The sequence below is a fragment of the Brochothrix sp. genome (assembly GCF_017549435.1).
In the GTDB taxonomy this organism is placed as follows: Bacteria; Bacillota; Bacilli; order Lactobacillales; family Listeriaceae; genus Brochothrix; species Brochothrix thermosphacta.
Genome location: NZ_JAFYUW010000114.1, coordinates 1 through 21764 on the forward strand (window position 1 = coordinate 1; position 21764 = coordinate 21764).

Genomic DNA, 21764 nt, shown 5'->3' on the forward strand with positions numbered 1-21764 from the left:
CTATGCTTTGGGACAGAAAAAGGCGAAGCGCTCCCTTACGACGAATTAGCTGCCTTTTATCATCAAAATGAGGACAGTTTCAACTTAATCATCAAAAAGAAGCTCGAGGATAACATCCCTTATGGCATTGCAGTGACGCAGACATGGGAAGAACTAACCGCCTCACGCTGGCCAACTTTCGATTTGCGCCAACCAAACATTCTACTTGGGTTTCATTACGCATTAGCTAATCATATCGGTGAGAACCCGATGGAGTTATTACCCCTCAACAGGATTGGTGCCAATCATAATGATGCCACAGCCACTGACGAAAGTTTCGCAAGTGGAACAGCCATACGTCAGCTTTTACTTCGTGGTGAAAAAAGCGATTCTTATATACCTCTCAGCACCCAAACACTGCTTGAGGGTACTGACTTACATTCTTGGGAAGATTACTGGCCACTACTGCATTATCAACTCTGTATACAATCACCCGAGAACATCGCCAAGCTACATAATATCGTTGAAGGAATTGAATACCGCTTGATTGCATGTGCAAAAAAAGCCTCTAGTTTCGCTGAATGGTTGTCCCAAGTGAAAACTAAACGTTATACGACAAATCGCATCCAACGTATGGCTTTAAGTATTCTTATACAACTGACTGAAGATGAGTTTAGCTATCATCAACAACACCCTTACCACCACGTATTAGGAATGACTAAAAAAGGACAAGCCTATTTGGGACATTATAAAAAAGTCTTGCGCTATCCGCTTATTTCAACTTTTTCAAAAGCACCCGCAGGTATTACCAACCTTGATGAACGCGCCACGATGCTCTATCAACTTCCCTTTAATAAACTCGATGATAACGATTATACAAATGGAGTGATCAGAGTATAAAAATAAAGATATTTTCAAAATTAACTATACGAACAAAAAAAGACCACATTAGTGTTTAAATCCTAACGTGGTCTTCGCTTATTTATTTTTTTGTGGTAATTCACGTAATACTTCAACTGCTTGATCTAGCGTTTTAACAGGTATAATTTTCATATCTGTCCCTAAATCTTTCGCAACTTTCACCGCATCTGCATAATTAGTTTTAATACCTGGTTTAGCTTTTTTCATTTCTTTGGTAATCGTATCATCCGGTGCTAAGAAATAATCTTTTCCCGCTTTATGAGCCGTTACAATTTTCTCTTCAATACCACCAATACGTCCAATTGTTCCATCAGGTTCGATTGTTCCAGTTCCTGCAATATCATAACCACGTGTCAAATCTTCGCGTGTTAAATCGCTTAAAATTTCTAATGAGAACATAAAACCAGCTGAAGGGCCGCCAATTTTATCTGTCTTCACAGTTACTTTCGGAGTTGTTTGCACATTTTTATCGTCGACTAAAGTAATACCGATTCCGGCACGTCCTTTTTTATCGATATCAACCATTTTTACTTTATCAGTTCGTTCTTTCGATTCATTTGCTTTTGTATAGGTAATGTTAATTTTTTCTCCGATTTTTTTCGTGCCAACGTATTTAACAAATTCTTCAGATGTTTTAAATTTTTTACCATCTACAGCATGAATCGTATCACCTTCTTTTAAAAAGCGACGTGCATCACTGTTTTCAGTCATAGATAAAACAAAAATACCATTATATTCTGATTTAAAGGGCTTGTTCGCTTTGGTGAATGCCGCTTCAATTGCATTGTTTTTAGCACTATTCATATAATACATTTGTCTTACATTAAATTGTGCTTCTGTTTCACCTTCTGTGCGAATTTCGCTTTCTTTATCAATTTCTTGATATTTTGAAAATTTAGCAATCGTTAATGTTAATGCCGTAGCATGTTGTAATCCAATGGTCGTCAAACTAAAACTGCCGTTTTTATTATCAGCTTTCCCTTCAACTTTAACTAATTCACCTAACTTTTCAGTCGTACCTGGTTTGGTAATATAGTAAGGCAGTGGGATTAGTATTACCGCTAAAACAGCTAATACAATAATAACTAACAGGAGTCGCTTCAGTATTTTATTCATTCAGTTACCTTCTTAAATTTATTTTGTAATGCCTCCGCAACTATTGCCGGAACATAACTATCAACAGCTTGCCCATAAAGAGCAATCTCTTTGACGATTGAAGAACTAATCACTTCATTTTTAGGACGTGCAAGTATAAAAACAGTATCTATTTCAGGTTCTAAATCCGCGTTCATTGTTGCTACTGGCCATTCATAACGATAGTCAACTTCATTACGAATTCCTCTTACAAAAGTGGTCGCATTAACGGAACGTGCATAATCAACCGCTAATTTATCTGAATGATCAACCACAACATTAGTTAAACCTGCTACACTATCACGTAAATGCAAGAGGCGTTCCTCCAGTGTAAACAAAGTTGATTTGCTTGAATTAACCATCGCCACCACGATAACACGATCAAATAGTTTTCCTGCTCTTTGAATAATATCTAAATGTCCTTTGGTCAAAGGATCAAACGTACCTGCATAAACAGCCGTTTTCATATAAATCACTCTCCTAATTCATAAAAGCTTAGGCTTGTAATGCCGTAAAGCGCTTGTTTAAAACGCTTAAATCCACCAATAGTATCCTCTAGTTCGTACGTTTTTTCATGCTCTACTATAATGATTGAAGAAGTTGTAACCATCTTCAATTCTTCAATTTTAATTAAAAGTGCATCCATTTCATGAAAGTTATAGGGCGGATCCAAAAAAATCAATTGATAAGATTCACCTGACGCACCCAATTGTTTTAACGTTTGTAATGCTTCACCTTTTTTAACAATCGCGCGTTCTTCCAAGTGACACTTTGCTATGTTTTCTTGAATAATTTTAATCGCCGGTGCTGCCTGATCTACAAAAACAGTTTCTTCAATCCCACGACTCAAAGCTTCAATACCTAATCCACCACTACCAGCAAATAAATCCAACGCTTTTCCACCATCAAAATAAGGACCAATGATATTAAACATCGATTCTTTAATTTTATCCGTCGTTGGACGTGTTTTATCTCCTGGCACTGCCTTTAATTGATGATTTCTTACAGATCCCGCTACAACTCTCATCTTTCCGCTCCTTTAAAGCACACACCTGTTACAGTGAATGGTATTCTAATTCAAGATTAGGGTCCTCTACTGTTGTGTATGTTGTTTTTATATTTGGTCTTTCTGACACTTCAATTTTCTTTACCCAATTCAATGTTTCTAATTTAGCAATTGTACTTTCAACATCTGCTACATTACAATAAAAAACACCATACTTGAGTCGACGTGAGGTATATTGTAAATGACCATAACGTCGTAGCGTTTTTAATTGCTTAAAATGATGTCCCCAGACAACAATTCCTTGTCGTTCTATTGGTGTAAATGACATAACTATTTCCTCCTTATCCTGTTGAGCAGCCACAGCCGCCACCTGTACTACAACCGCCACCATGACGACGCTTACCTTCAAAAAAAGGATTACCAACAGGTACTTTGACTTGTTCGGACACACTTTCACCAATCATAATACCCACTTGATCAAGCAATGACTGGACTTGCATTTCAGCCTGACGATAGGTAATAATAACTTCATCCATATCTAATTCACGCTTTAAACGACGCGTTTCTCGATTTGTCTCTTTATAATCTGGATGATAACGCCCAAAACGTTGAACCTCATCAAAACGTTCTTTCATTGCTGCAAATTTTTTGATTTTTTCTTGTGTATCTTTATTTTCAAAAGTCGCTCGTTTTGCAGAGTGATAATCAGCCATTGCTTCTGATTGATTAATCATTTCAGATAACTCGTCAGCTAAATCAAGCACTTCAATACTTTGATAAGTTGCAAACATTTTATTCATCCTTTCTTTTGTTGTTTATACTTACTAATTATACTTCTTTCCCACAAGTCTGTCACTCTTGTTCTTCTTCTACAATAATCTGTGTTAAGTAGAAACGATAGCCACCTACACCCATAATATTTGCTTTTTCAGTTCGTATTTTCTGTAAATGATTGGGTGAATTCAACCAAGCACCAAAAGTAGCAATACCATCAACATAATTCGCCGCTAAATTTTCTTGCTCATCAACGTTATTTTTATTTAAATGCGCTAATCTTGTTGTTAAATCACCACGATTTGGTGATTCGTGATTGAAAAATTCATTTTCATACATATCTTTACTATGCAGTTCCGCTTCTGTTGTTAAATTTTTGTCTAGCTTAAGCGGATTCAAGCCTTCCTTTTCTCGATAAAGGTTGGTTAGCTCTTCAACATCTAAACTCATACCACGGTTCATATTAACCCATTGCTTATCGGAAAATTTAGGTGGTTCATAAATATCACCATCATAAACCGATTCATACGGACGCATCTTTACTAGCGTTTCACTATCCATGAAAGAAACACTGAATAATTTATGAGTTGTCGCATCCATTGTCAATTGTGCATATATTCCTTTTGATACTTTCAATAGTGGTCTTGAATAGAGATCATCTTCTGCCAAACTTAATTGGTATTTCCCGATTGGAGACTCCACCATAATTTCAGTCTGTAAATCAAAACGATTAATCACTTGGTCAGACGGCATATCAATAGTAAACGGGCTCACAGGTATTTCATTACCGGCGACATAAAAACGAACGACTTTATCCGCCTTTACACCAACTATCAAGTACCCTTCTTGGCCCTTATTATAAACATAATTATCATATTCATAGGGTGTTGCATACATTCTATTAGGCTTACCATATTTTTTTTCAATTAAAGAAAAGGGTTTACCAATATATTGTGCAATACTTTTTTCTTCATTATATTTGATAGGCGTTTCTTTTGAATCAACTTTCATTTTAAGATTACCTTGCTTTGCATCATAACTTTTAAACAAAGCAGTACTGTCTTCACGATTAATCAGAGGAGAAGAATAGGCTATTACCATAAAAATTAAAAACAATACAATAACTTTTAAAAAACTTTTCATTTGTTTATCTCTCTCCTATAAAAAAAAATTAACAGATACTATTTAGTATCTGTTAACATCTTATCGTCTTTATACAAAAGGTGCAATAATCATCATCGCTACAAATAAAATAACGAGATAATTTAACGAGTATATAAACATTAACGTTGCCCATTTATAAGGCTCTGCTGTTTTATAGCCGCGTAAACCTAAAACAATCCAAATTACATTAAGTACAGTTGCTAAAATAACATAAACAATCCCAAAATCAAACATAAAGAATGGTAATACTGTTAGGAAACCAACCCATAATAAAATACTCTTACGTCCTCGTTCCACACCTTTAACAACTGGTAACATCGGTATTCCCGCTGCTGCATAATCATCTTTACGACGGATTGCAATTGCATAAAAGTGCGCTGGTTGCCAGCAAAACATTAGCAAGAAAAGCATAATTGCTGGCTGTTGAATAGTTGGCGTAATGGCGAACCACCCGATTAACGGTGGCATTGCTCCTGAAAAAGAACCAATAATCGTATTTGAAACTAATTTACGTTTTGCCCACATTGTATAAACAACGTTATAAAGGAACACACCAATTAATCCAAATATACCAGCTAACGGCGTTGTCATAAATAGCAATATTTCACCCAAAATTGTCAGGACAATAAATGCTACTAATGTTGTTTTTGGAGTAATACGACCAGTAATCGTCGGACGATCCTTTGTTCTCTCCATTAAACCATCGATATCTCTGTCAAAATAATTATTCCAGCAGCCAGCACCTGCAATTATAGCAGCAACTCCAACTACTAAAAATATTACTGTAGTAATGTTTTCTAAGAATGGTGTATTCGTAAAATGCATTGCTAACCATAAACCTGCAAAGGCAGCGATGGTGTTTGAATCAACAATTCCCATTTTAACGAGACCTGTTAAATCCTTGATTGTTAACTTCGCTGTCGTTTTGTTTGTATCTAGTGTTTTTTCCGTCATCATTCAAACTCCTTACATTACATTTTTTCCTATATAAAAATAAAGCTCTTACATCAATATAACACATTTATGAAGCGATAAACCATCTAATTGTTCTGACTTATTTTAGACACAAATACCCAAATAAACTTTTTTAACTATTGGGATTTACTTCTTTTTAAGGTAAAATTAACAGTGATTGTACATATGAAAGAGAGGTCTCTATATTAATGAATAAGTTTATGAAAGTACTATCTATCCTTACAATATTCTTAATGACTGTCGTAGTATTTGGCGGGGCACTAGTAACAAAAACGGGATCTGCTGACGGCTGTGGTGCAACTTGGCCACTATGTGAGGGACAATTAGTTAACTTAACAGATGTAACATTAGAAAAATTAATTGAGGTCTTCCACAGACTTTCAACTGGACTTGCTTCTATATTTGTTATTTTATTAGCAGTTTTATCATGGAAATACGTAAAAGATCGTAAAGAAACAAAAATTATTGTCATCACTTCTGTTGTCTTTCTTATATTGCAAGCTTTCATGGGTGCAATGGCAGTAGTTTGGGGACAAAATGCAATTATCATGGCGCTTCATTTCGGAATTTCAATTATTTCTTACGCTTCAATTGTCATGTTAGGTTTATTTATCTTCGAAATTGATATGAAGTTTGATGCTAAATCTGTTATTATGCATAAAAAAGTTCGCTACAGTATTTACTATCTAATTATTTTCACTTATATCGCTATTTATACAGGAGCGTTGGTTCGTCATATGGATGCAAGTCTTGCATTACCCTCCTTTATGTTCGAAGACGGAAAATTTGTAATGCCTGTAACAACACCACAGATTGTTCAATTGATTCACCGCGCCGCCGCGTTAATAATGGCTATTTGGATTGCTTGGCTCGCTTGGCACGTCTTCAAATACTATAGCCACTCTAAGGTATTACGTTCATGCTCAGCGCTACTTGTGATACTCATCTTCGTTCAAATATTACTAGGAATCGCTAGTGTTGATTCAAACGTTAACCTTGTTATTGCGTTACTTCATTCTTTAACAATTACGGTTATCTTTGCTATCTTGAGTTACCTCGGACTTATTGCATTACGCAGTGGCCGTCGTGAACACAACAACGATTAGCATTACTTTTCTATATGAGTAAGCCCACACATTCAATTGAATGTGTGGGCTTTTTTATTTTAAGTTACTTTAAAATACTAAAAAGATAAAAATATAAAAACTCACTAGACTTGAAATTAAAACAGGTATATAGAATTGAACAAGTCTATAACAGTTTTAATTCCTTAGTCTAATGAGTGATTTTTTCAGTATTACAATGTTAAAAGGCTGAAGTTACTTGCGCTTTAATCTAATTCAACTAATAGATCTGCGGTTTCAATTGCGTCTCCGGCTACAACATACACTTGTTTCACTGTGCTGTCGTATGGTGCTTGAATTGTCGTTTCCATCTTCATTGCTTCTGTAATCAAGATTGGTTGACCTTTTTCAACTTTATCACCTGGTGATACAAGTACTTGTAACACGCTTCCTGGCATTGTTGCACCAACATGTCCTCGTACTGAAGGCTCAATTTTACGTCGAGTTGCTATTGTGCTTGTAACGTTATTATCTTTAATTGTCACTTCACGTGGTTGTCCATTTAATTCGAAGTAGAACACTCGCGTACCATCTGGCATAGCTTGTGAAATTGAGTTAAGTTTAATATTCAATGATTTACCACGTTGAATTTCAACTTCAATTTGCTCGCCCAAACGCATACCTTTAAAGAATGTAGGTGTATCTAATTTTGTTAAATCACCATATTGTTCAACCATTTTAGTGTAATCTACAAATACTTTTGGATACAATACATAAGAAATAATTTCTTGCTCTGATGGTTCATAACCAATTAATCCTGCTAATTCAGTTTTCACATCATCAAAGTTGATTGGCTCTAACAAAGTACCTGGTCGTACAGTAATTGCTTCACGGTCCTTCAAGATAACCAATTGTAATTTTTCTGGGAAACCTTGATAAGGTTGTCCTAATTGACCTTCAAAGAATGAAATTACAGACTCAGGGAAATCAACTGCTAAACCTTTTTCATAGATGTTTTCTTCATCCAGATCATTTTGCACCATAAAGAGTGCCATATCTCCGACTACTTTAGATGAAGGTGTTACTTTAATAATGTCACCGAACAACAAGTTTACTTTCATGTACATTGTCTTAACTTCTTCCCAACGATCGCCTAAACCAACAGCGCGTGATTGTTGCTGTAAGTTAGAGTATTGTCCACCTGGCATCTCATGATCATAAATCTCTGTTTGCGGTGCATTAAGACCATTTTCAAAGTCTGTGTAATAACGACGAACATCTTCCCAGTAACGGTTGATTGCTTGAGAGTTTTCTGGGTTTAAATTCGGTGTACGACTACCATTCACTTGACCGTAGTATAACGTTGTCATACTTGGTTGTGATGTTGAACTAGACATCGCACTTGTTGCTACATCGACAATATCAACCCCTGCACTAATTGCAGCTGCATAAGTGTAGTTACCATTACCACTTGAATCATGAGTGTGTAAGTGAATTGGAATATCCACTGTATCTTTTAACTCACTTATTAAACGATAAGCAGCTTGTGGTTTTAAAATACCAGCCATATCTTTAATAGCTAAAATATCAGCTCCGACAGAGACAAGATCTTTCGCTAAGTTTTTATAGTAATCGATATTGTATTTCGGACGATTTTCATCAAGAATATCACCTGCATAACAGATTGTTGCTTCTACAATTTTATTAGCGTCTTTTGTTGCTTCGATTGCTGTTTCCATGTTTGGAATCCAGTTAAGACTATCAAAAATACGGAAAACATCGATACCTGAATCAGCTGATTGTTTAACGAATTCACGCACGACATTGTCAGGATAATTCATATATCCAACTGCATTTGCTCCTCGTAATAACATTTGGAACAATACATTTGGTGCTTGTTTACGTAAAGTTTCTAAGCGTGACCATGGATCTTCATTTAAGAAACGATAAGCAACATCGAACGTTGCCCCACCCCACATCTCATAAGAGAACATGTTTGGTAATAAACGAGCCATAGCAGGTGCAATGCTTGTAATGTCTTTAGAACGCACACGAGTAGCTAATAACGATTGATGTGCATCACGTAAAGTTGTATCTGTTAGTAATACTTCATTACGCTCTTTAATCCAATCAACAACTGCTTGAGGTCCACCCTGTTCCAATATTTGTTTTGTTCCTGCTGGAGGCGCAACACTAAGATCAATTTTCGGATAACGAACGGCATCAAATAATTCTTTTTCCTTGTGATCAATTCCAGGGAAGCCGTTTACTGTTACATTACCAATATAGCGTAATGTTTTGCTACCACGATCTCGTAATTGTGGGAATTCAAATAATTCAGGCGTTGAGTCAATAAACGATGTATTGTAGTTACCGCTAATAAAGTTAGGGTGTTCAACTACATTTTTCAAGAACAAAATGTTAGTTTTAACGCCACGGATACGGAATTCGCGCAAGTTACGTTCCATTTTACGTGCAGCTTGATCAAGCGTCATACCCCAAGTACAAATCTTAACGAGCAATGAATCGTAATAAGGTGTGATCTTAGTTCCTTGGAAACCACTACCTGCATCTAAACGCACACCAAAACCACCTGGAGAACGGTATGTATTAATAACACCTGTATCTGGCATAAAGTTATTCAATGGGTCTTCTGTTGTAATACGACATTGAATAGCAGAACCATTGATACGGATATCTTTTTGAGCAGGAACTCCTACTTCTTTATCAAAAATATTCATACCATCTGCAACATAAAGTTGTGTTTGAACGATATCAATACCTGTAATTAATTCTGTAATTGTATGCTCTACTTGAACACGAGGGTTAACTTCGATAAAGTAAAAACCTTCATCAGAAACTAAAAATTCAACTGTTCCAGCATTTACATAATCAACATTTTTCATTAACTTAACTGCAGCATCACAGATAAGCGCACGACGTTCATCGCTAAGCGTTGCACAAGGCGCTACTTCAACAACTTTTTGGTGACGACGTTGTACCGAACAATCACGTTCAAATAAATGCACAATATTTCCGAAATCATCTCCGAAAATTTGAACTTCGATATGTTTTGGATTGATAATACATTTTTCAACATACACTTCATCATTCCCAAAAGCAGCTTTCGCCTCAGAAGAAGCACGTTCAAAACCATCTTTAACTTCACTCTCATTGTTGACGATACGCATTCCACGTCCACCACCACCAAGAGCAGCTTTGACCATAATTGGATAACCTACTTCATTAGCGAAAGCTTTTACTTCTTCTAAATCCGAAACGGGTCCATTTGAACCTGGAATAACAGGGATACCTGCTAATACAGCTTGTTCTTTAGCTTTGATTTTATCACCAAACATATCTAAATGAATTGGTTTAGGTCCGACAAACTTGATGCCTTCTTCCTCACAACGTTTCGCAAATTCTAAGTTCTCTGATAAAAATCCGTAACCAGGGTGTATTGCATCAGCACCCACTTCTTTAGCCACTCTAATGATATCTTCTATGTCCAAATATGCATCTATTGGTTTTTTATCTTCACCTACAAGATATGACTCATCAGCTTTAAAACGATGCAATGAAGCTGCATCTTCCTTTGAGTAAACTGCGACAGTTTTAATATTTAATTCATTACACGCTCGTAGAATACGTATGGCAATTTCCCCTCGGTTTGCCACCAAAACTTTTTGTATGTTTTTCATAATAAACCTCCTATGTGATTGGAACATCTATTTAGCAAGTTGATACTTATCTTTACATTATAATATTAGTTCGTTACTAAAGTAAAATATTATTTTGGTATTGATTCTAAAACTTTCGTATTTTTGAGAAAAGATTATTTTTTTGTTAACCTTTTTTATAAAAATAACCTCATATTAGTTAAAAAAACGAACATATTCTGTGCAATCACAGAATATATCCGTTTAATTCATCTTAACTTTTTGTCGTTTGTTCTAATCTGCGACGCTTATTCTTCATACTTATGTTTGTAACAATTCCCAATGGAATTAACAGCGCTATTAATGATGAACCACCAGCACTTATAAAAGGTAAGGCCACACCAGTTAAAGGCATTAAACCTGTTGCACCACCAAGATTGATGGCAGTTTGTACAAATAACCAACTTCCAACCCCATAACAAATGAGTGTTGCAAAACTATCGGTTGATTCTAAACCTACACGAATACAGCGATATATTAGGTAACCGATTCCTAAAATCACAAATGCAACTCCCATAAAACCAAGTTCTTCAGCTACAACTGCAATGATAAAATCCGTATGTGCTTCGGGTAGATAACCTAATTTTTGGACACTGTTACCCAAGCCCTGCCCAAAAAAACCACCTGAACCAATAGCATAGTATGAGTTGATAACTTGATGTCCTGTTGTACCCTCATACTGAAAAGGATCAGCAAAACTAATCAAACGATTCGCCCTATTTTGCCCTAGAACCGAGATAAACATTTGAGGAATATTTATTACCAATATATATACAAATCCTACTATTAAAATAAAGCCCGCATATAATTTAGCCAATTTTTTAAATTCTAAACCTGACCCAGCAATTAAAAACAAGGTAATCCCTGCATACATTAGTGACATTCCCACATCGGGTTCAGCAATTATCGTAATGATATAAAAGCCGAAAATCACAAGGGGTTTAAACAATTGATTGGTCGTTAAGGGTGTATCTGTTTTTTTCGAACTATAACAACGCGCAAGATAAAGAATAAGTGCTATCTTACAAAATTCTGCTGGTTGAATACCGAACAACCAACTTTTCGAACCATTAATTTCTTTAGCAAATAGTAAAACAGCTACCAATGAGGCTAAGCTAATAATAACCATCCAATACTGAACCTTTTCACGGTAAAAAAAGCGATAATTAAAATTTGCGAAAAAGAAAAAAACGAAAATCCCAATTACAGCAAATTTAATTTGCTTACTAAAAAAATAATATGGCGGAACTTCTTTTGCAATCGCTATTGTTAAACTTGAACTGTATACCATGATACAACCAAATATAACGAGAGCTAGCGTCGTAATCAGTATGCCATAATCAAAAAATCGTATGTTTTTTAAGATACCTTTTCTTGTTGAGTCAGGCATTATCATCTTCCATTCTATATTAAAGGATAAAAATAAAATAGAGCACAGCGCACCCTATTTTTTATTTTATAAAATTCATTGAACGATTATTCCTAAAATAAACAATCGCACTAATTTATTTGTTGAATGTCACAGACTCATGTAAACTAGCTAGTTGACGTTCAAGAGTCATCATAATATCTCTACCTTTATCGGCTTCGATTAAACCCACACGAACTGCGAAGTTGATTTCGCGTGATAGTCCGTACATTTGTGTATCTAAGACTTCTTCATAAGCTGGACATTGCGGTAATGTAAGATTATCCATCTGTACTTTTATAAGTTTCCAAATGCGGTTTGCATCGGTTTTCAAAGCATCATATGCTTGACGCTTCATTTCTTTTTCGTTCATCATACGCCACGCCCTTTAGTTTTATTCACTGCCCAATACTTTACCTTAGTATAGCATGTTAAAATATTGGGTGCAATTGGAAACAGGCCTCAAAAAAAAAATGATAATAAAATTTTGAAATTTCAACACTTTTAATATATTATAAGATGTATGAGGTGATATTTATGAAAGTTCAATGTGTTCTTTGTGATTCACGAGAAGAAATTGATGATAGCAGTATTGATTCAAAAAAAATAAGAAACCATCCGCTGTATTTATATACATGTCCTAAATGCACTAAACGGATTTCGCAACAGACATTGATTCGGATCAATTCAAAAAATTACGATCCTCACCGTCCTAAAAGCGAATCGTTTTACCGACTATAAAATGCTAACCCCTTGAGCCTATTGTTGAGACTCAAGGGGTTTTTTTATCAAAAAAAAACATCTGAGGAAAATATCCCCAGATGTTTTTACGATACGCTTATTTAGATTTTTTTTGTGCTTTTTCACGTTCGTTTTTGTTCAAGATTTTTTTACGTAAACGAATTGATTCAGGAGTTACTTCACAGTACTCATCATCAGCTAAGAATTCTAATGATTCTTCAAGCGTTAATTTACGTGGTGTTTTGATAACGTTAGTTTGATCTTTGTTAGCAGAACGAACGTTAGTCATTTGTTTTTGACGTACGATGTTAACAGTGATATCACCGTCACGGGCATTTTGCCCAACAATCATACCTTCATAAATTTCAGTACCTGGTTCAACAAAGATAGTTCCACGGTCTTCAACTTGCATGATACCGTAAGTCGTAGCTTTACCAGTTTCCATAGAAACAAGTGCACCAATACGACGTCCACCTACGTAACCTTTTTGTACAGGTTGGTAGCTATCATAAGTATGGTTGATGATACCGTATCCACGTGTTAATGACATGAATTCAGTTGTGTATCCAATTAAACCACGAGAAGGAACAAGGAATTGTAAACGAACTTGTCCGCTACCGTTGTTTTCCATGTTTTTCATTTCACCTTTACGAGAAGATAATGATTCAATTACGCCACCCATGTATTCTTCAGGAACGTCAACTTGAACATCTTCGTAAGGCTCACATTTTTTACCGTCGATTTCACGAACGATAACTTCTGCTTTAGAAACTTGTAATTCGAAACCTTCACGACGTAAGTTTTCGATAAGAATTGACAAGTGTAACTCTCCACGACCAGAAACGATCCATGCATCAGGTGTTTCAGTAGGTTCTACACGTAAAGAAACATCTGTTTGTAATTCAGCTAAAAGACGTTCTTCAATTTTACGTGATGTTACGAATTTACCTTCACGACCAGCAAATGGTGAGTTGTTAGTAACAAACTTCATTTGAAGTGTTGGTTCATCAATACGAAGAACTGGTAAAGCATCTAATTGGTTTTGAGGAGTAACAGTTTCACCTACGAAAATGTCTTCCATACCAGAAACGGCAATTAAATCACCAGCTTTAGCTTCTTGAATTTCAACACGTTTAAGACCAAGGAAACCAAATAATTTAGTTACACGGAAGTTTTTAACTGTACCGTCTAATTTAATTAATGATACCGATTGTCCAACTGACATTGTTCCACGGAAAACACGTCCGATACCAATACGACCAACATAGTCATTGTAATCTAACAATGATACTTGGAATTGTAATGCTTCATCAGAGTTATCTTCTGGAGCAGGAATTGCATCAACGATTAAGTCAAATACAGGGTCCATAGTTGATTCTTGATCAGCAGGATCAGAGCTTAATGAGCTTGTTCCGTTAAGAGCTGATGTGTAAACAACTGGGAATTCTAATTGAGAATCATCTGCACCTAATTCGATGAATAATTCTAAAACTTCATCAACAACTTCTTCAGGACGTGCTGAAGGGCGGTCAATTTTGTTTACTACAACGATTGGTGTTAATTTTTGCTCAAGAGCTTTTTTCAATACAAAACGTGTTTGCGGCATTGTACCTTCATAAGCATCAACGATTAAACATACACCGTCTACCATTTTCATGATACGTTCTACTTCTCCACCAAAATCGGCGTGTCCAGGTGTATCCATGATGTTGATATGAGTACCTTTATAGTTGATTGCAGTGTTTTTAGCTAAGATTGTAATACCACGTTCTTTTTCGATGGCATTGCTATCCATTGCACGTTCTTCAACTTGCTCATGGTCATTATATGTCCCTGATTGTTTTAATAATTCATCGACGATCGTTGTTTTACCATGATCGACATGGGCGATAATTGCAACGTTTCTTAAATCTGTACGTTTTGTCATTTTCTTATTTTCACTCCTACTTATTCGATTCTATACTACTGCCAAAAGAGGCATTTTATAGCTGAGATTTAGTCCTAAAAAAAAATCTTTTTACACAATTAAAGATTATATCACAAGTTTTTATTTTTGACTAATTAATTTCTGTCTTTTTTATATAGTCAGTGCTTAATGTTTGATGAACTTCTTTTGATGCTATCATTAAGCTACCAGTTTCCAAGACATTTATTTCACTGCCATCAATACGTGTGACTTCTAAATTTAATTCTTTTGCCATGATGTAACCTGCAGCAATATCCCACGGCATTAAACTGCGTGATATGTAACCATCTGCTTGCCCTACAATTACTGCCATCATTTCAAGTGACGCAACACCATAAAGTCTCACTGCACGAGCACGCCTGCCGGCATCAGCTAGATTTAAATAGTTGGAAGCTATAATTCCAAAATTCATAATCAGCAAACTTTCTTCCAGCGATGGGTCAACACGTAAACGTTCAACTTTAACATTATCAACAAAGACTCCTTCGCCAACTATACAACTATACACCGAACCGCGCTCAACATCAAATACATATGCTAATTGTCCGTGATTTTCTTCAAATATTCCTAAAGAAATGGCGTAGTTCGCTTGTTGTTGAACAAAATTCAGTGTGCCATCGATGGGGTCAAGTATCCAGGTAACGCCTTTAAAGGTGCTGAATTTATGCGCATCATCTTCTTCAGCCACCAATTGATGTGTTGGAAAAAACTCAGCAATTTTTTTCGCAAAAAACTTTTCGATTTTTTTATCTACACTAGTTACCAAGTCACTAGGCCCCGTTTTTTCACTAATCTGATATTTACACTCCGCCACCTCTTGCTTGATAATGCCACCCGCTTCAAGCAACCACTCTCGTGCAAGACGATCAATCTCTTTTGTATTCATGTAAACACCTCTTTCAGTTTGATTATCCTTTTATTTTAACACATCCTTATTCAATGAGTGATACCCCTTTGCTATAAAATAAATCCCTTGCTGTTATGTTTGCCTATATTCCGTTATAATTGTATAAATAAGAATAATTATAATTTAGGAGGCACCACCCATATGACATTTAACGGCTTTCCAAAAGAAGACTTTCAAAAAATGAATCTCCCTGGATTAGATTTAAGGATGGCATTCTTGAAAGAGACAATTCAGCCTAAATTTTATGAATTAGGCGAATCACTAACAACACACCTCAGTGCCTCTCTAGGCAACGAAATGTTCTTACATGTAGCGAAACATGCTCGACGTTCTGTAAACCCTCCTGATAGCACATGGTTGGGTATTTGCCACAATAAACGTGGATACAAGAAGCATCCCCATTTCCAAGTTGGTATTTGGAACGACTATATCTTCCTCTACCTTGCATTTATATATGAAACAGAAAACCGAACAACTATTTCAGATTCGTTTTTAGATAACCAAGAACTCTTTCAATCTTTACCCGAAGATTTTGTTATTTCGCCTGATCATACTGCAAAAGATTATCTGCCTTTGACAAAAGATAATCTTACAGAAACATTAACTCGATTCAAAACAGTAAAAAAAGGCGAATTTATGGTCGGAAAAGTAATTTTAAAAGACGAGCCTCTTTTGCAAGAGCCATTAGCACTTGAAAAGGAAATTGAAGAGAGCTTCACTAAACTGTTGCCGATATATAAGTTAGCGATGTCATTATAGCGCTATCATAACCTTACCATTGATAAATCAACTAATTTTAGCTATACTAATAAGGTTGAGAATATCTCGAAAGGAGCCTGTATATATGAACGTAATAAATAAACCGCAAGAACCAGACCCCCAGTCAGAGCAGCAGGACAGGAACAGTATGTGTCCTAACAGCTTTAACAGGCTCTTGTTTCTGGTTCTGCCTTCCCACTAATAGTCGTTATAAAATGAGGAGGTTTCAATTATGCTACAAATTTTCAAAACAGACATGGCTTCAGGCCAATTGCTCGAATTACAAGAAATTGAAGACCAATGCTGGATTAACTTAGTCAGCCCAACAACGGAAGAAATCAACCAAATTGTAGAACAAACAAGCGTGCCGGTTGAATTTTTACGTGACCCACTTGATAATGATGAAAGTTCTCGTATCGAACGTGAAGATGATAATGTGCTTATCATTGCCGATTTCCCTATTGAGAACACTGATGATGATGTGAGCTCTATCTCATTCGAAACAATGCCGTTGGGGATTATTATCACCAATAAAGTGTTTATTACCGTCTGTTCAGAAAACTCACCAATTTTACAATCATTCATTCATCAAAAAGTGCGCAATTTCTATACGCACATGAAAACGCGTTTCGCTCTACAAATTCTATATCTTGTTTCGACAAGTTACTTACGTTTACTCAAACGTTTAAACCGTCATTCAGATCGAATTGAAAAAGAACTACATCGTTCAATGAAGAACAAACAATTGTATGATCTCATGGGAATCGAAAAAAGTTTAGTGTACTTCGTTACCTCTTTGAAATCAAATAAATTAGTGTTAGATAAGATGTTTCGTCAAAATATGATTCGCATGTATGAGGAAGACCAAGACCTGTTGGAAGACGTTATTATCGAAAATCGTCAAGGTCTTGAAATGGCCGATATACATAGCAATATTTTAAGCGGGATGATGGATGCCTATGCTTCTATCATTGGTAACAACATGAATATTGTTATGAAATACCTTACATCAGTCACAATCATCCTCTCATTCCCAACAATGGTATTCAGTTTTTACGGTATGAACGTTAAATTACCATTTATGAATAATGAATATGGGTGGATAATCGCAATTGGCTTCGCAATAATCATTGCAGTAGTCACAGCCTTTGTTTTCTCTAAAAAGAAATTCTTTTAAAACCTAAAGGTTCTGATAGCTCATTTAAAACTAAAAAGAATTGGAAAAAACCACTTGATGATATTTTTACAGTCATCGGGTGGTTTTTGAAATTTTTAAAAGTTTTAGCTATTAGAACTGGAAATAATAAAGGTTCTGATAGCTCTCTCAAAACTGAATAAAATTGAAAAAGGCAATATAATGACATTATTACAATCACTATATTGCCTTTTAAATTTTAGAACGCACACTAAATTAAAAAAACCGTATTATTCTGATTGTTTTTATCAGGACAATACAAGCTTTTTAAATTAAGTCTTATTTCAAAAATAACTTTAACGAATCTACTAGCTTATTCGGATTAATCACATAACTATCGTGTGTCTCATTTTCAAAGACTAACAGTTCAGCTTGCGGTAAAGCCTTTGCTAACTCGCTAAACGTTTCTGGACGAAAAACATCATTTTCTCCCGCAATAACTAATGTTGGAATATTTATTATTTTAACTTCTTCCAATCTTATTTGCGGTTGATCTAGCATCAATTTAATTAAAGGTGATTTAGTTTGCTGATATTCCAATTCCAAAAGCATATACTCTGCTTTTTTAAACGCAGCTGGTGATAAATTGACACCTAATAATGCCAGTCTTTCCATCGGTATTCCAAGAAGTGCCAATTTAATTCCAATGATTGCACCATCACTAAAACCGATTATTCGAATGGGTTGTAATTTCAGCTCAGCAACAAATGCCACGATATCCTGCGCCATCGTTTCATAACTATAATCAGTTGTCTGTGTACTCTCACCATGATTGCGACTATCAATCGCATAAACAGTATAATTATCTGCTAATTTGGCTTGTAATTTTTCAAAAACCTGATGATCCTCACCATTACCATGTAGCAACAATACTACCGGACCACTGCCTGACTGGACATAGTTTAACTCAATACCATTAACCGTAATTTTCATAATCGACCTCTTCTCACATTTTCACTATTTTACGTGTTGTCGATTTCATCTCTTGAATTGTACGATAAATTGAATAGCCGCTTTCTTTTTCAAAATCTGCACCTAAGCGCTTTTCTTCACCAATACTTTTAACTACTTTTTTGAATTCTTTATAAGCTGATTGCAAATCTTCCACAGCAATCCCTTTTTCATAAGCAGATTCTATTTTTTGTAAAAACTCAACAACAGCGATTGTTTCATTTGTTGTCCAAGCAACATCTATTGGATAACTATAGTTATTCATTTTCACCACTCCTTTATCTTTATTCAACATATTTTATTATAAGGCTATTCTTACTTAAACAAAAGGATTACACTATAGAAAGAGAATAAACGTTCATTTAACAAAATAATAGCTGGAGGATTTTATGAAAAAGATTTTGATTTACCTCTTTATATCGCTCAATCTTAATGCATTTGGCAACGCCCTTACGATTAAAATAAATCTCGGTAGCGCACCCTGGACTGGACTTGCAACAAATGCCGCCTTTTTTTTCAAAGTACCGATTGGTGTAACATTAACTGTTGTTGGAGTAACGGCACTTATTATAAACTATTTCGCTTACAAAGATTCATCAGTCAAAAGATCAATGTTTAACCTTTTGTTTTTACTATCCTTTAGCTATCTTGTTGATTTATGGTATTACATCTTACCGGATATCACAATTGAATCTTATACCATTCGCTTAGCTTTAAATATTCTTGGTATTATTTTTATTGCCGCAGGAGTTTCAATTTATTTACGCTTAAATGTCGTATTGCATCCAGTAGACGAGTTATTACAAATATTCAGACTACAAGTTTATCGTGGCAATGTTGTTAAGGCACAAATAACAAGCCTTTCAATTCCATTACTCGGCTCATTAGTATTTTGGATAGTAAGCGGTAATTTATATGCCGTTAACGTTGCTACACTTTTTTCATTTTTATTTATGGGCTATTTCATTGTCTTTTTCGACAAATATTTTTTCCCGAATTTAAAATTAAATGCACAAATTTCAAATAAGTAATAATTAAAATTGTCACCCTTAACATCAGTAATTAAAATCATTGTTGGCACCCGATTATATGTTAGCCATTTTATTAACAATACAATTCACTTTCACTTTTCACAAACTACAGTTATACTAAAAGTATCTTAGCATGAATGTCTAAGATGGTTTCGCCTGTTCTACCAAAATGTTTGAATGGAGTGGTTAGATTGAATAAAGACGAAATGTTAAACAAAGTAAACGAACTTGTAGGTGAAGGAAAAATAGAAGGTGCAAAAGATTTTATCGCTGAACATAAAGATGGTTTAGGTGAATATGCTGAAAAAGCAAAAGCACTAACAGAAAACTTCGATACAAATAGTATTATTGATAAAGTTAAAAATTTATTCGGTAAGTAATATCAAGCAAAAACCAGTTGGAAATTCCAACTGGTTTTTTATTTATGAAAAAGTATAATGCCCTACTCAAATTAACCCATTTCCAAAATAGTATCGATTGCACTTAACACTTCTTCACTCTCTTCATGCGTTGTTAAAATGATACCTTTTCCCTCAGCTAATTTAACATTTATAAGTTTGTACAAAAGTAGCTTTCTTTTTTTATCGATAGAAGCAAATGGTTCATCTAAAATATACCAATCTTTATCTAAAGATAACAAAATAATAACATAAAGAAATCTTTTTTCTCCACCCGATAACATTCCCCATTGCTTTTTTAACAAATTATTAAGATCGTTTCTTTCAATTATATTATCACTTAAATCAAAAAAAGAGCTGATATTTTTATTGTCGTCTATCCCATAACTAAATTTCAAAAAATCCATTCCTGATAAACGATCCGAAAAATAAATATGTTGATTAATGTAAATGATTTTTTCATTCCCAAAAATACAATTTCCCTTAGTTTTTTTCAATCCGGATATATAATCCAATAACAATGTTTTTCCAACCCCATTATCACCAACTAATAAATTATATCCTTTTGAGATTGTCATGTTAATTTGTTTATCCACAAAAGGAATCGTTAAGTTTTTTATTTCAATCATTAGCCTACCTTCTTTCATTTGAAGTTGGTTCAAACTTTAATACAGCATAAAGACTTAACATTATAATTACTATTGCAGATAAAACAAAGATAAAGATATCTTTTACGCTATGACTTATTAGCAAGTTCGCCAAATTCAATAGTGGATTATATTTATTGATAGCATGATTAGTATTCAAAAGGATAAACAAACTAAAAATGACTATAGTGAATATTGAATTCACTGTATTTGCATGTATTTTCTTTAGCAAAGTAATATTGTAGCCTAAAAAAGCTACTGGAATACAAGCGAAAATTGTTAATGTGCTATAAATTAATAATTTGAAAAAGGATAGTGGTAAAATTGTAACTACTATTAAATTTAATAAATTCACACTAATAAAACTGAATATAACTTGCGTTAATAGATTACCAAGAAAAAAATACAATGGTGAATTTTTAATAGAAAAAATAGTCTTTAAGCTACCAGTTTCTTTTAACTGTAAAGCATAAAGACCCACTCCGTATATATAACAGCAAACGATAATATAGACCCACCAATAGGATAAATCCCATTCATTGTTAACATTTTTTCGATTCATAAAAAACGTTATTACCGGTAGTAAAATTGACCACAGTAACGGAATTTTGTCTTTCAAAAGCATTTTAAGATTAAATACTGCATAGGATTTAACAACGGTTAACATGTTTCCCCTCCTTTATGGAAATGGTGATAATTTCGATTTTTCTTTCACCTGAACATATTTCACTTTGGGAATCTTCTGTATTAAGCAATAAATACCAGGATAAAAATCTGAATATTCCGTCAATTTAAGATGTTTCAAATTTCTTTAAATATTTTGATGGTATTCCTTCCAGACGAAAAATATATACTATCTATTTAAAAAAACTGGCTATTGACAAAACAAACTTAACATACGCCGCATTATAAAGCAACTATGGAACAAGTTGCTTATCTTTAAAAAGCAGATTAATCAACTAAGTAGATTCCTAATTTTCACCTCTACTATATTTTGCTGTATTTACAAAAAAAAGAACCCCTCA

The 21764-nt window shown here is 34.7% G+C and carries 23 protein-coding genes; 7 read left to right on the top strand and 16 right to left on the bottom strand.

Annotation, left to right across the window (positions count from 1 at the left end; genetic code table 11):
- Positions 1-879: nucleotidyltransferase family protein (locus IKV95_RS07555; RefSeq protein WP_287451597.1), on the top strand; the 879-nt coding region annotated here is incomplete at its 5' end.
- Between the two features lie 78 nt (positions 880-957).
- Here the strand turns inward: IKV95_RS07555 and IKV95_RS07560 are convergent.
- From IKV95_RS07560 to cyoE, 7 genes are all read right to left on the bottom strand, one after another.
- Positions 958-2016, bottom strand: coding sequence for a SepM family pheromone-processing serine protease (locus IKV95_RS07560; protein ID WP_029092349.1), 1059 nt, complete (start codon positions 2014-2016; stop codon positions 958-960).
- A complete protein-coding gene (gene coaD, locus IKV95_RS07565; RefSeq protein ID WP_069118784.1) occupies positions 2013-2501 on the bottom strand; it encodes a pantetheine-phosphate adenylyltransferase in 489 nt (162 codons plus the stop codon). Before coaD ends, IKV95_RS07560 begins: the two co-directional genes overlap by 4 nt.
- A gap of 5 nt (positions 2502-2506) precedes the next feature.
- Positions 2507-3061: a 16S rRNA (guanine(966)-N(2))-methyltransferase RsmD gene (rsmD, locus tag IKV95_RS07570; protein ID WP_069125687.1), complete on the bottom strand. Its 555-nt coding sequence runs from the start codon at positions 3059-3061 to the stop codon at positions 2507-2509.
- A gap of 28 nt (positions 3062-3089) precedes the next feature.
- Positions 3090-3368 (bottom strand): YlbG family protein, encoded by a 279-nt coding sequence (locus tag IKV95_RS07575; protein ID WP_036027628.1) that lies wholly within the window; start codon positions 3366-3368, stop codon positions 3090-3092.
- Positions 3369-3381: 13 nt separating this feature from the next.
- Positions 3382-3831 (bottom strand): YlbF/YmcA family competence regulator, encoded by a 450-nt coding sequence (locus tag IKV95_RS07580; RefSeq protein WP_069118782.1) that lies wholly within the window; start codon positions 3829-3831, stop codon positions 3382-3384.
- Positions 3832-3892: 61 nt separating this feature from the next.
- Positions 3893-4957, bottom strand: a complete 1065-nt coding sequence (locus IKV95_RS07585; protein ID WP_287451598.1) for a CAP domain-containing protein — start codon at positions 4955-4957, stop codon at positions 3893-3895.
- Positions 4958-5026: 69 nt separating this feature from the next.
- The gene (gene cyoE / locus IKV95_RS07590) at positions 5027-5932 is read right to left on the bottom strand and encodes a heme o synthase (protein WP_227001962.1); all 906 of its coding nucleotides are present in this window, start codon (positions 5930-5932) and stop codon (positions 5027-5029) included.
- A gap of 209 nt (positions 5933-6141) precedes the next feature.
- Here cyoE and IKV95_RS07595 point away from each other — a divergent pair, with 209 nt between their 5' ends.
- Positions 6142-7059: a COX15/CtaA family protein gene (locus tag IKV95_RS07595; RefSeq protein ID WP_029092356.1), complete on the top strand. Its 918-nt coding sequence runs from the start codon at positions 6142-6144 to the stop codon at positions 7057-7059.
- Between the two features lie 224 nt (positions 7060-7283).
- Here IKV95_RS07595 and IKV95_RS07600 read toward each other — a convergent pair whose 3' ends face one another.
- From IKV95_RS07600 to IKV95_RS07610, 3 genes are all read right to left on the bottom strand, one after another.
- Positions 7284-10718, bottom strand: a complete 3435-nt coding sequence (locus tag IKV95_RS07600) for a pyruvate carboxylase (RefSeq protein ID WP_029092357.1) — start codon at positions 10716-10718, stop codon at positions 7284-7286.
- Positions 10719-10950: 232 nt separating this feature from the next.
- The gene (locus tag IKV95_RS07605; protein ID WP_287451599.1) at positions 10951-12126 is read right to left on the bottom strand and encodes an FtsW/RodA/SpoVE family cell cycle protein; all 1176 of its coding nucleotides are present in this window, start codon (positions 12124-12126) and stop codon (positions 10951-10953) included.
- Between the two features lie 115 nt (positions 12127-12241).
- Positions 12242-12520: an Fpa/YlaN family protein gene (locus IKV95_RS07610; RefSeq protein ID WP_029092359.1), complete on the bottom strand. Its 279-nt coding sequence runs from the start codon at positions 12518-12520 to the stop codon at positions 12242-12244.
- Between the two features lie 161 nt (positions 12521-12681).
- Between IKV95_RS07610 and IKV95_RS11205 the strand changes: the two genes are divergently transcribed.
- The gene (locus IKV95_RS11205; protein ID WP_157759363.1) at positions 12682-12885 is read left to right on the top strand and encodes a YlaI family protein; all 204 of its coding nucleotides are present in this window, start codon (positions 12682-12684) and stop codon (positions 12883-12885) included.
- A 97-nt stretch (positions 12886-12982) separates the two neighbouring features.
- Here IKV95_RS11205 and typA read toward each other — a convergent pair whose 3' ends face one another.
- Together typA and IKV95_RS07620 are read right to left on the bottom strand one after the other, a co-directional pair.
- Positions 12983-14812: a translational GTPase TypA gene (gene typA, locus IKV95_RS07615; protein WP_029092360.1), complete on the bottom strand. Its 1830-nt coding sequence runs from the start codon at positions 14810-14812 to the stop codon at positions 12983-12985.
- A 130-nt stretch (positions 14813-14942) separates the two neighbouring features.
- Entirely contained in the window at positions 14943-15737 is a 795-nt protein-coding gene (locus IKV95_RS07620; RefSeq protein WP_069118779.1) for an inositol monophosphatase family protein, read from the bottom strand.
- Between the two features lie 162 nt (positions 15738-15899).
- Here IKV95_RS07620 and IKV95_RS07625 point away from each other — a divergent pair, with 162 nt between their 5' ends.
- Both IKV95_RS07625 and IKV95_RS07630 read left to right on the top strand, forming a co-directional pair.
- Positions 15900-16517 (top strand): YktB family protein, encoded by a 618-nt coding sequence (locus IKV95_RS07625; RefSeq protein ID WP_069118778.1) that lies wholly within the window; start codon positions 15900-15902, stop codon positions 16515-16517.
- 232 nt (positions 16518-16749) lie between these two features.
- Positions 16750-17694 (top strand): magnesium transporter CorA family protein, encoded by a 945-nt coding sequence (locus IKV95_RS07630; RefSeq protein ID WP_029092363.1) that lies wholly within the window; start codon positions 16750-16752, stop codon positions 17692-17694.
- Between the two features lie 297 nt (positions 17695-17991).
- On the opposite strand, the gene IKV95_RS07635 is transcribed toward IKV95_RS07630, so the two are convergent.
- Positions 17992-18645 (bottom strand): alpha/beta fold hydrolase, encoded by a 654-nt coding sequence (locus tag IKV95_RS07635; RefSeq protein WP_287451600.1) that lies wholly within the window; start codon positions 18643-18645, stop codon positions 17992-17994.
- A gap of 13 nt (positions 18646-18658) precedes the next feature.
- Entirely contained in the window at positions 18659-18928 is a 270-nt protein-coding gene (locus IKV95_RS07640) for a UPF0223 family protein (protein ID WP_029092366.1), read from the bottom strand.
- 124 nt (positions 18929-19052) lie between these two features.
- On the opposite strand from IKV95_RS07640, the gene IKV95_RS07645 reads away from it, so the two are divergent.
- Entirely contained in the window at positions 19053-19694 is a 642-nt protein-coding gene (locus tag IKV95_RS07645) for a YczE/YyaS/YitT family protein (RefSeq protein WP_051457315.1), read from the top strand.
- A gap of 191 nt (positions 19695-19885) precedes the next feature.
- Entirely contained in the window at positions 19886-20074 is a 189-nt protein-coding gene (locus tag IKV95_RS07650; RefSeq protein WP_029092368.1) for a hypothetical protein, read from the top strand.
- Positions 20075-20145: 71 nt separating this feature from the next.
- On the opposite strand, the gene IKV95_RS07655 is transcribed toward IKV95_RS07650, so the two are convergent.
- Positions 20146-20721: an ATP-binding cassette domain-containing protein gene (locus tag IKV95_RS07655; RefSeq protein WP_198400959.1), complete on the bottom strand. Its 576-nt coding sequence runs from the start codon at positions 20719-20721 to the stop codon at positions 20146-20148.
- Between the two features lie 4 nt (positions 20722-20725).
- Complete coding sequence (locus IKV95_RS07660; RefSeq protein ID WP_069133588.1) at positions 20726-21406, bottom strand: hypothetical protein; 681 nt, start codon at positions 21404-21406, stop codon at positions 20726-20728.
- Positions 21407-21764 lie beyond the last annotated feature (358 nt).

Bases quoted from the DNA above. Each gene is read 5' to 3' on its own strand.
- IKV95_RS07560 (WP_029092349.1), bottom strand. From the start codon at position 2,016: ATGAATAAAATACTGAAGCGACTCCTGTTAGTTATTATTGTATTAGCT.
- coaD (WP_069118784.1), bottom strand. From the start codon at position 2,501: ATGAAAACGGCTGTTTATGCAGGTACGTTTGATCCTTTGACCAAAGGA.
- rsmD (WP_069125687.1), bottom strand. From the start codon at position 3,061: ATGAGAGTTGTAGCGGGATCTGTAAGAAATCATCAATTAAAGGCAGTG.
- IKV95_RS07575 (WP_036027628.1), bottom strand. From the start codon at position 3,368: ATGTCATTTACACCAATAGAACGACAAGGAATTGTTGTCTGGGGACAT.
- IKV95_RS07580 (WP_069118782.1), bottom strand. From the start codon at position 3,831: ATGTTTGCAACTTATCAAAGTATTGAAGTGCTTGATTTAGCTGACGAG.
- IKV95_RS07585 (WP_287451598.1), bottom strand. From the start codon at position 4,957: ATGAAAAGTTTTTTAAAAGTTATTGTATTGTTTTTAATTTTTATGGTA.
- cyoE (WP_227001962.1), bottom strand. From the start codon at position 5,932: ATGACGGAAAAAACACTAGATACAAACAAAACGACAGCGAAGTTAACA.
- IKV95_RS07595 (WP_029092356.1), top strand. From the start codon at position 6,142: ATGAATAAGTTTATGAAAGTACTATCTATCCTTACAATATTCTTAATG.
- IKV95_RS07600 (WP_029092357.1), bottom strand. From the start codon at position 10,718: ATGAAAAACATACAAAAAGTTTTGGTGGCAAACCGAGGGGAAATTGCC.
- IKV95_RS07605 (WP_287451599.1), bottom strand. From the start codon at position 12,126: ATGCCTGACTCAACAAGAAAAGGTATCTTAAAAAACATACGATTTTTT.
- IKV95_RS07610 (WP_029092359.1), bottom strand. From the start codon at position 12,520: ATGATGAACGAAAAAGAAATGAAGCGTCAAGCATATGATGCTTTGAAA.
- IKV95_RS11205 (WP_157759363.1), top strand. From the start codon at position 12,682: ATGAAAGTTCAATGTGTTCTTTGTGATTCACGAGAAGAAATTGATGAT.
- typA (WP_029092360.1), bottom strand. From the start codon at position 14,812: ATGACAAAACGTACAGATTTAAGAAACGTTGCAATTATCGCCCATGTC.
- IKV95_RS07620 (WP_069118779.1), bottom strand. From the start codon at position 15,737: ATGAATACAAAAGAGATTGATCGTCTTGCACGAGAGTGGTTGCTTGAA.
- IKV95_RS07625 (WP_069118778.1), top strand. From the start codon at position 15,900: ATGACATTTAACGGCTTTCCAAAAGAAGACTTTCAAAAAATGAATCTC.
- IKV95_RS07630 (WP_029092363.1), top strand. From the start codon at position 16,750: ATGCTACAAATTTTCAAAACAGACATGGCTTCAGGCCAATTGCTCGAA.
- IKV95_RS07635 (WP_287451600.1), bottom strand. From the start codon at position 18,645: ATGAAAATTACGGTTAATGGTATTGAGTTAAACTATGTCCAGTCAGGC.
- IKV95_RS07640 (WP_029092366.1), bottom strand. From the start codon at position 18,928: ATGAATAACTATAGTTATCCAATAGATGTTGCTTGGACAACAAATGAA.
- IKV95_RS07645 (WP_051457315.1), top strand. From the start codon at position 19,053: ATGAAAAAGATTTTGATTTACCTCTTTATATCGCTCAATCTTAATGCA.
- IKV95_RS07655 (WP_198400959.1), bottom strand. From the start codon at position 20,721: ATGATTGAAATAAAAAACTTAACGATTCCTTTTGTGGATAAACAAATT.
- IKV95_RS07660 (WP_069133588.1), bottom strand. From the start codon at position 21,406: ATGTTAACCGTTGTTAAATCCTATGCAGTATTTAATCTTAAAATGCTT.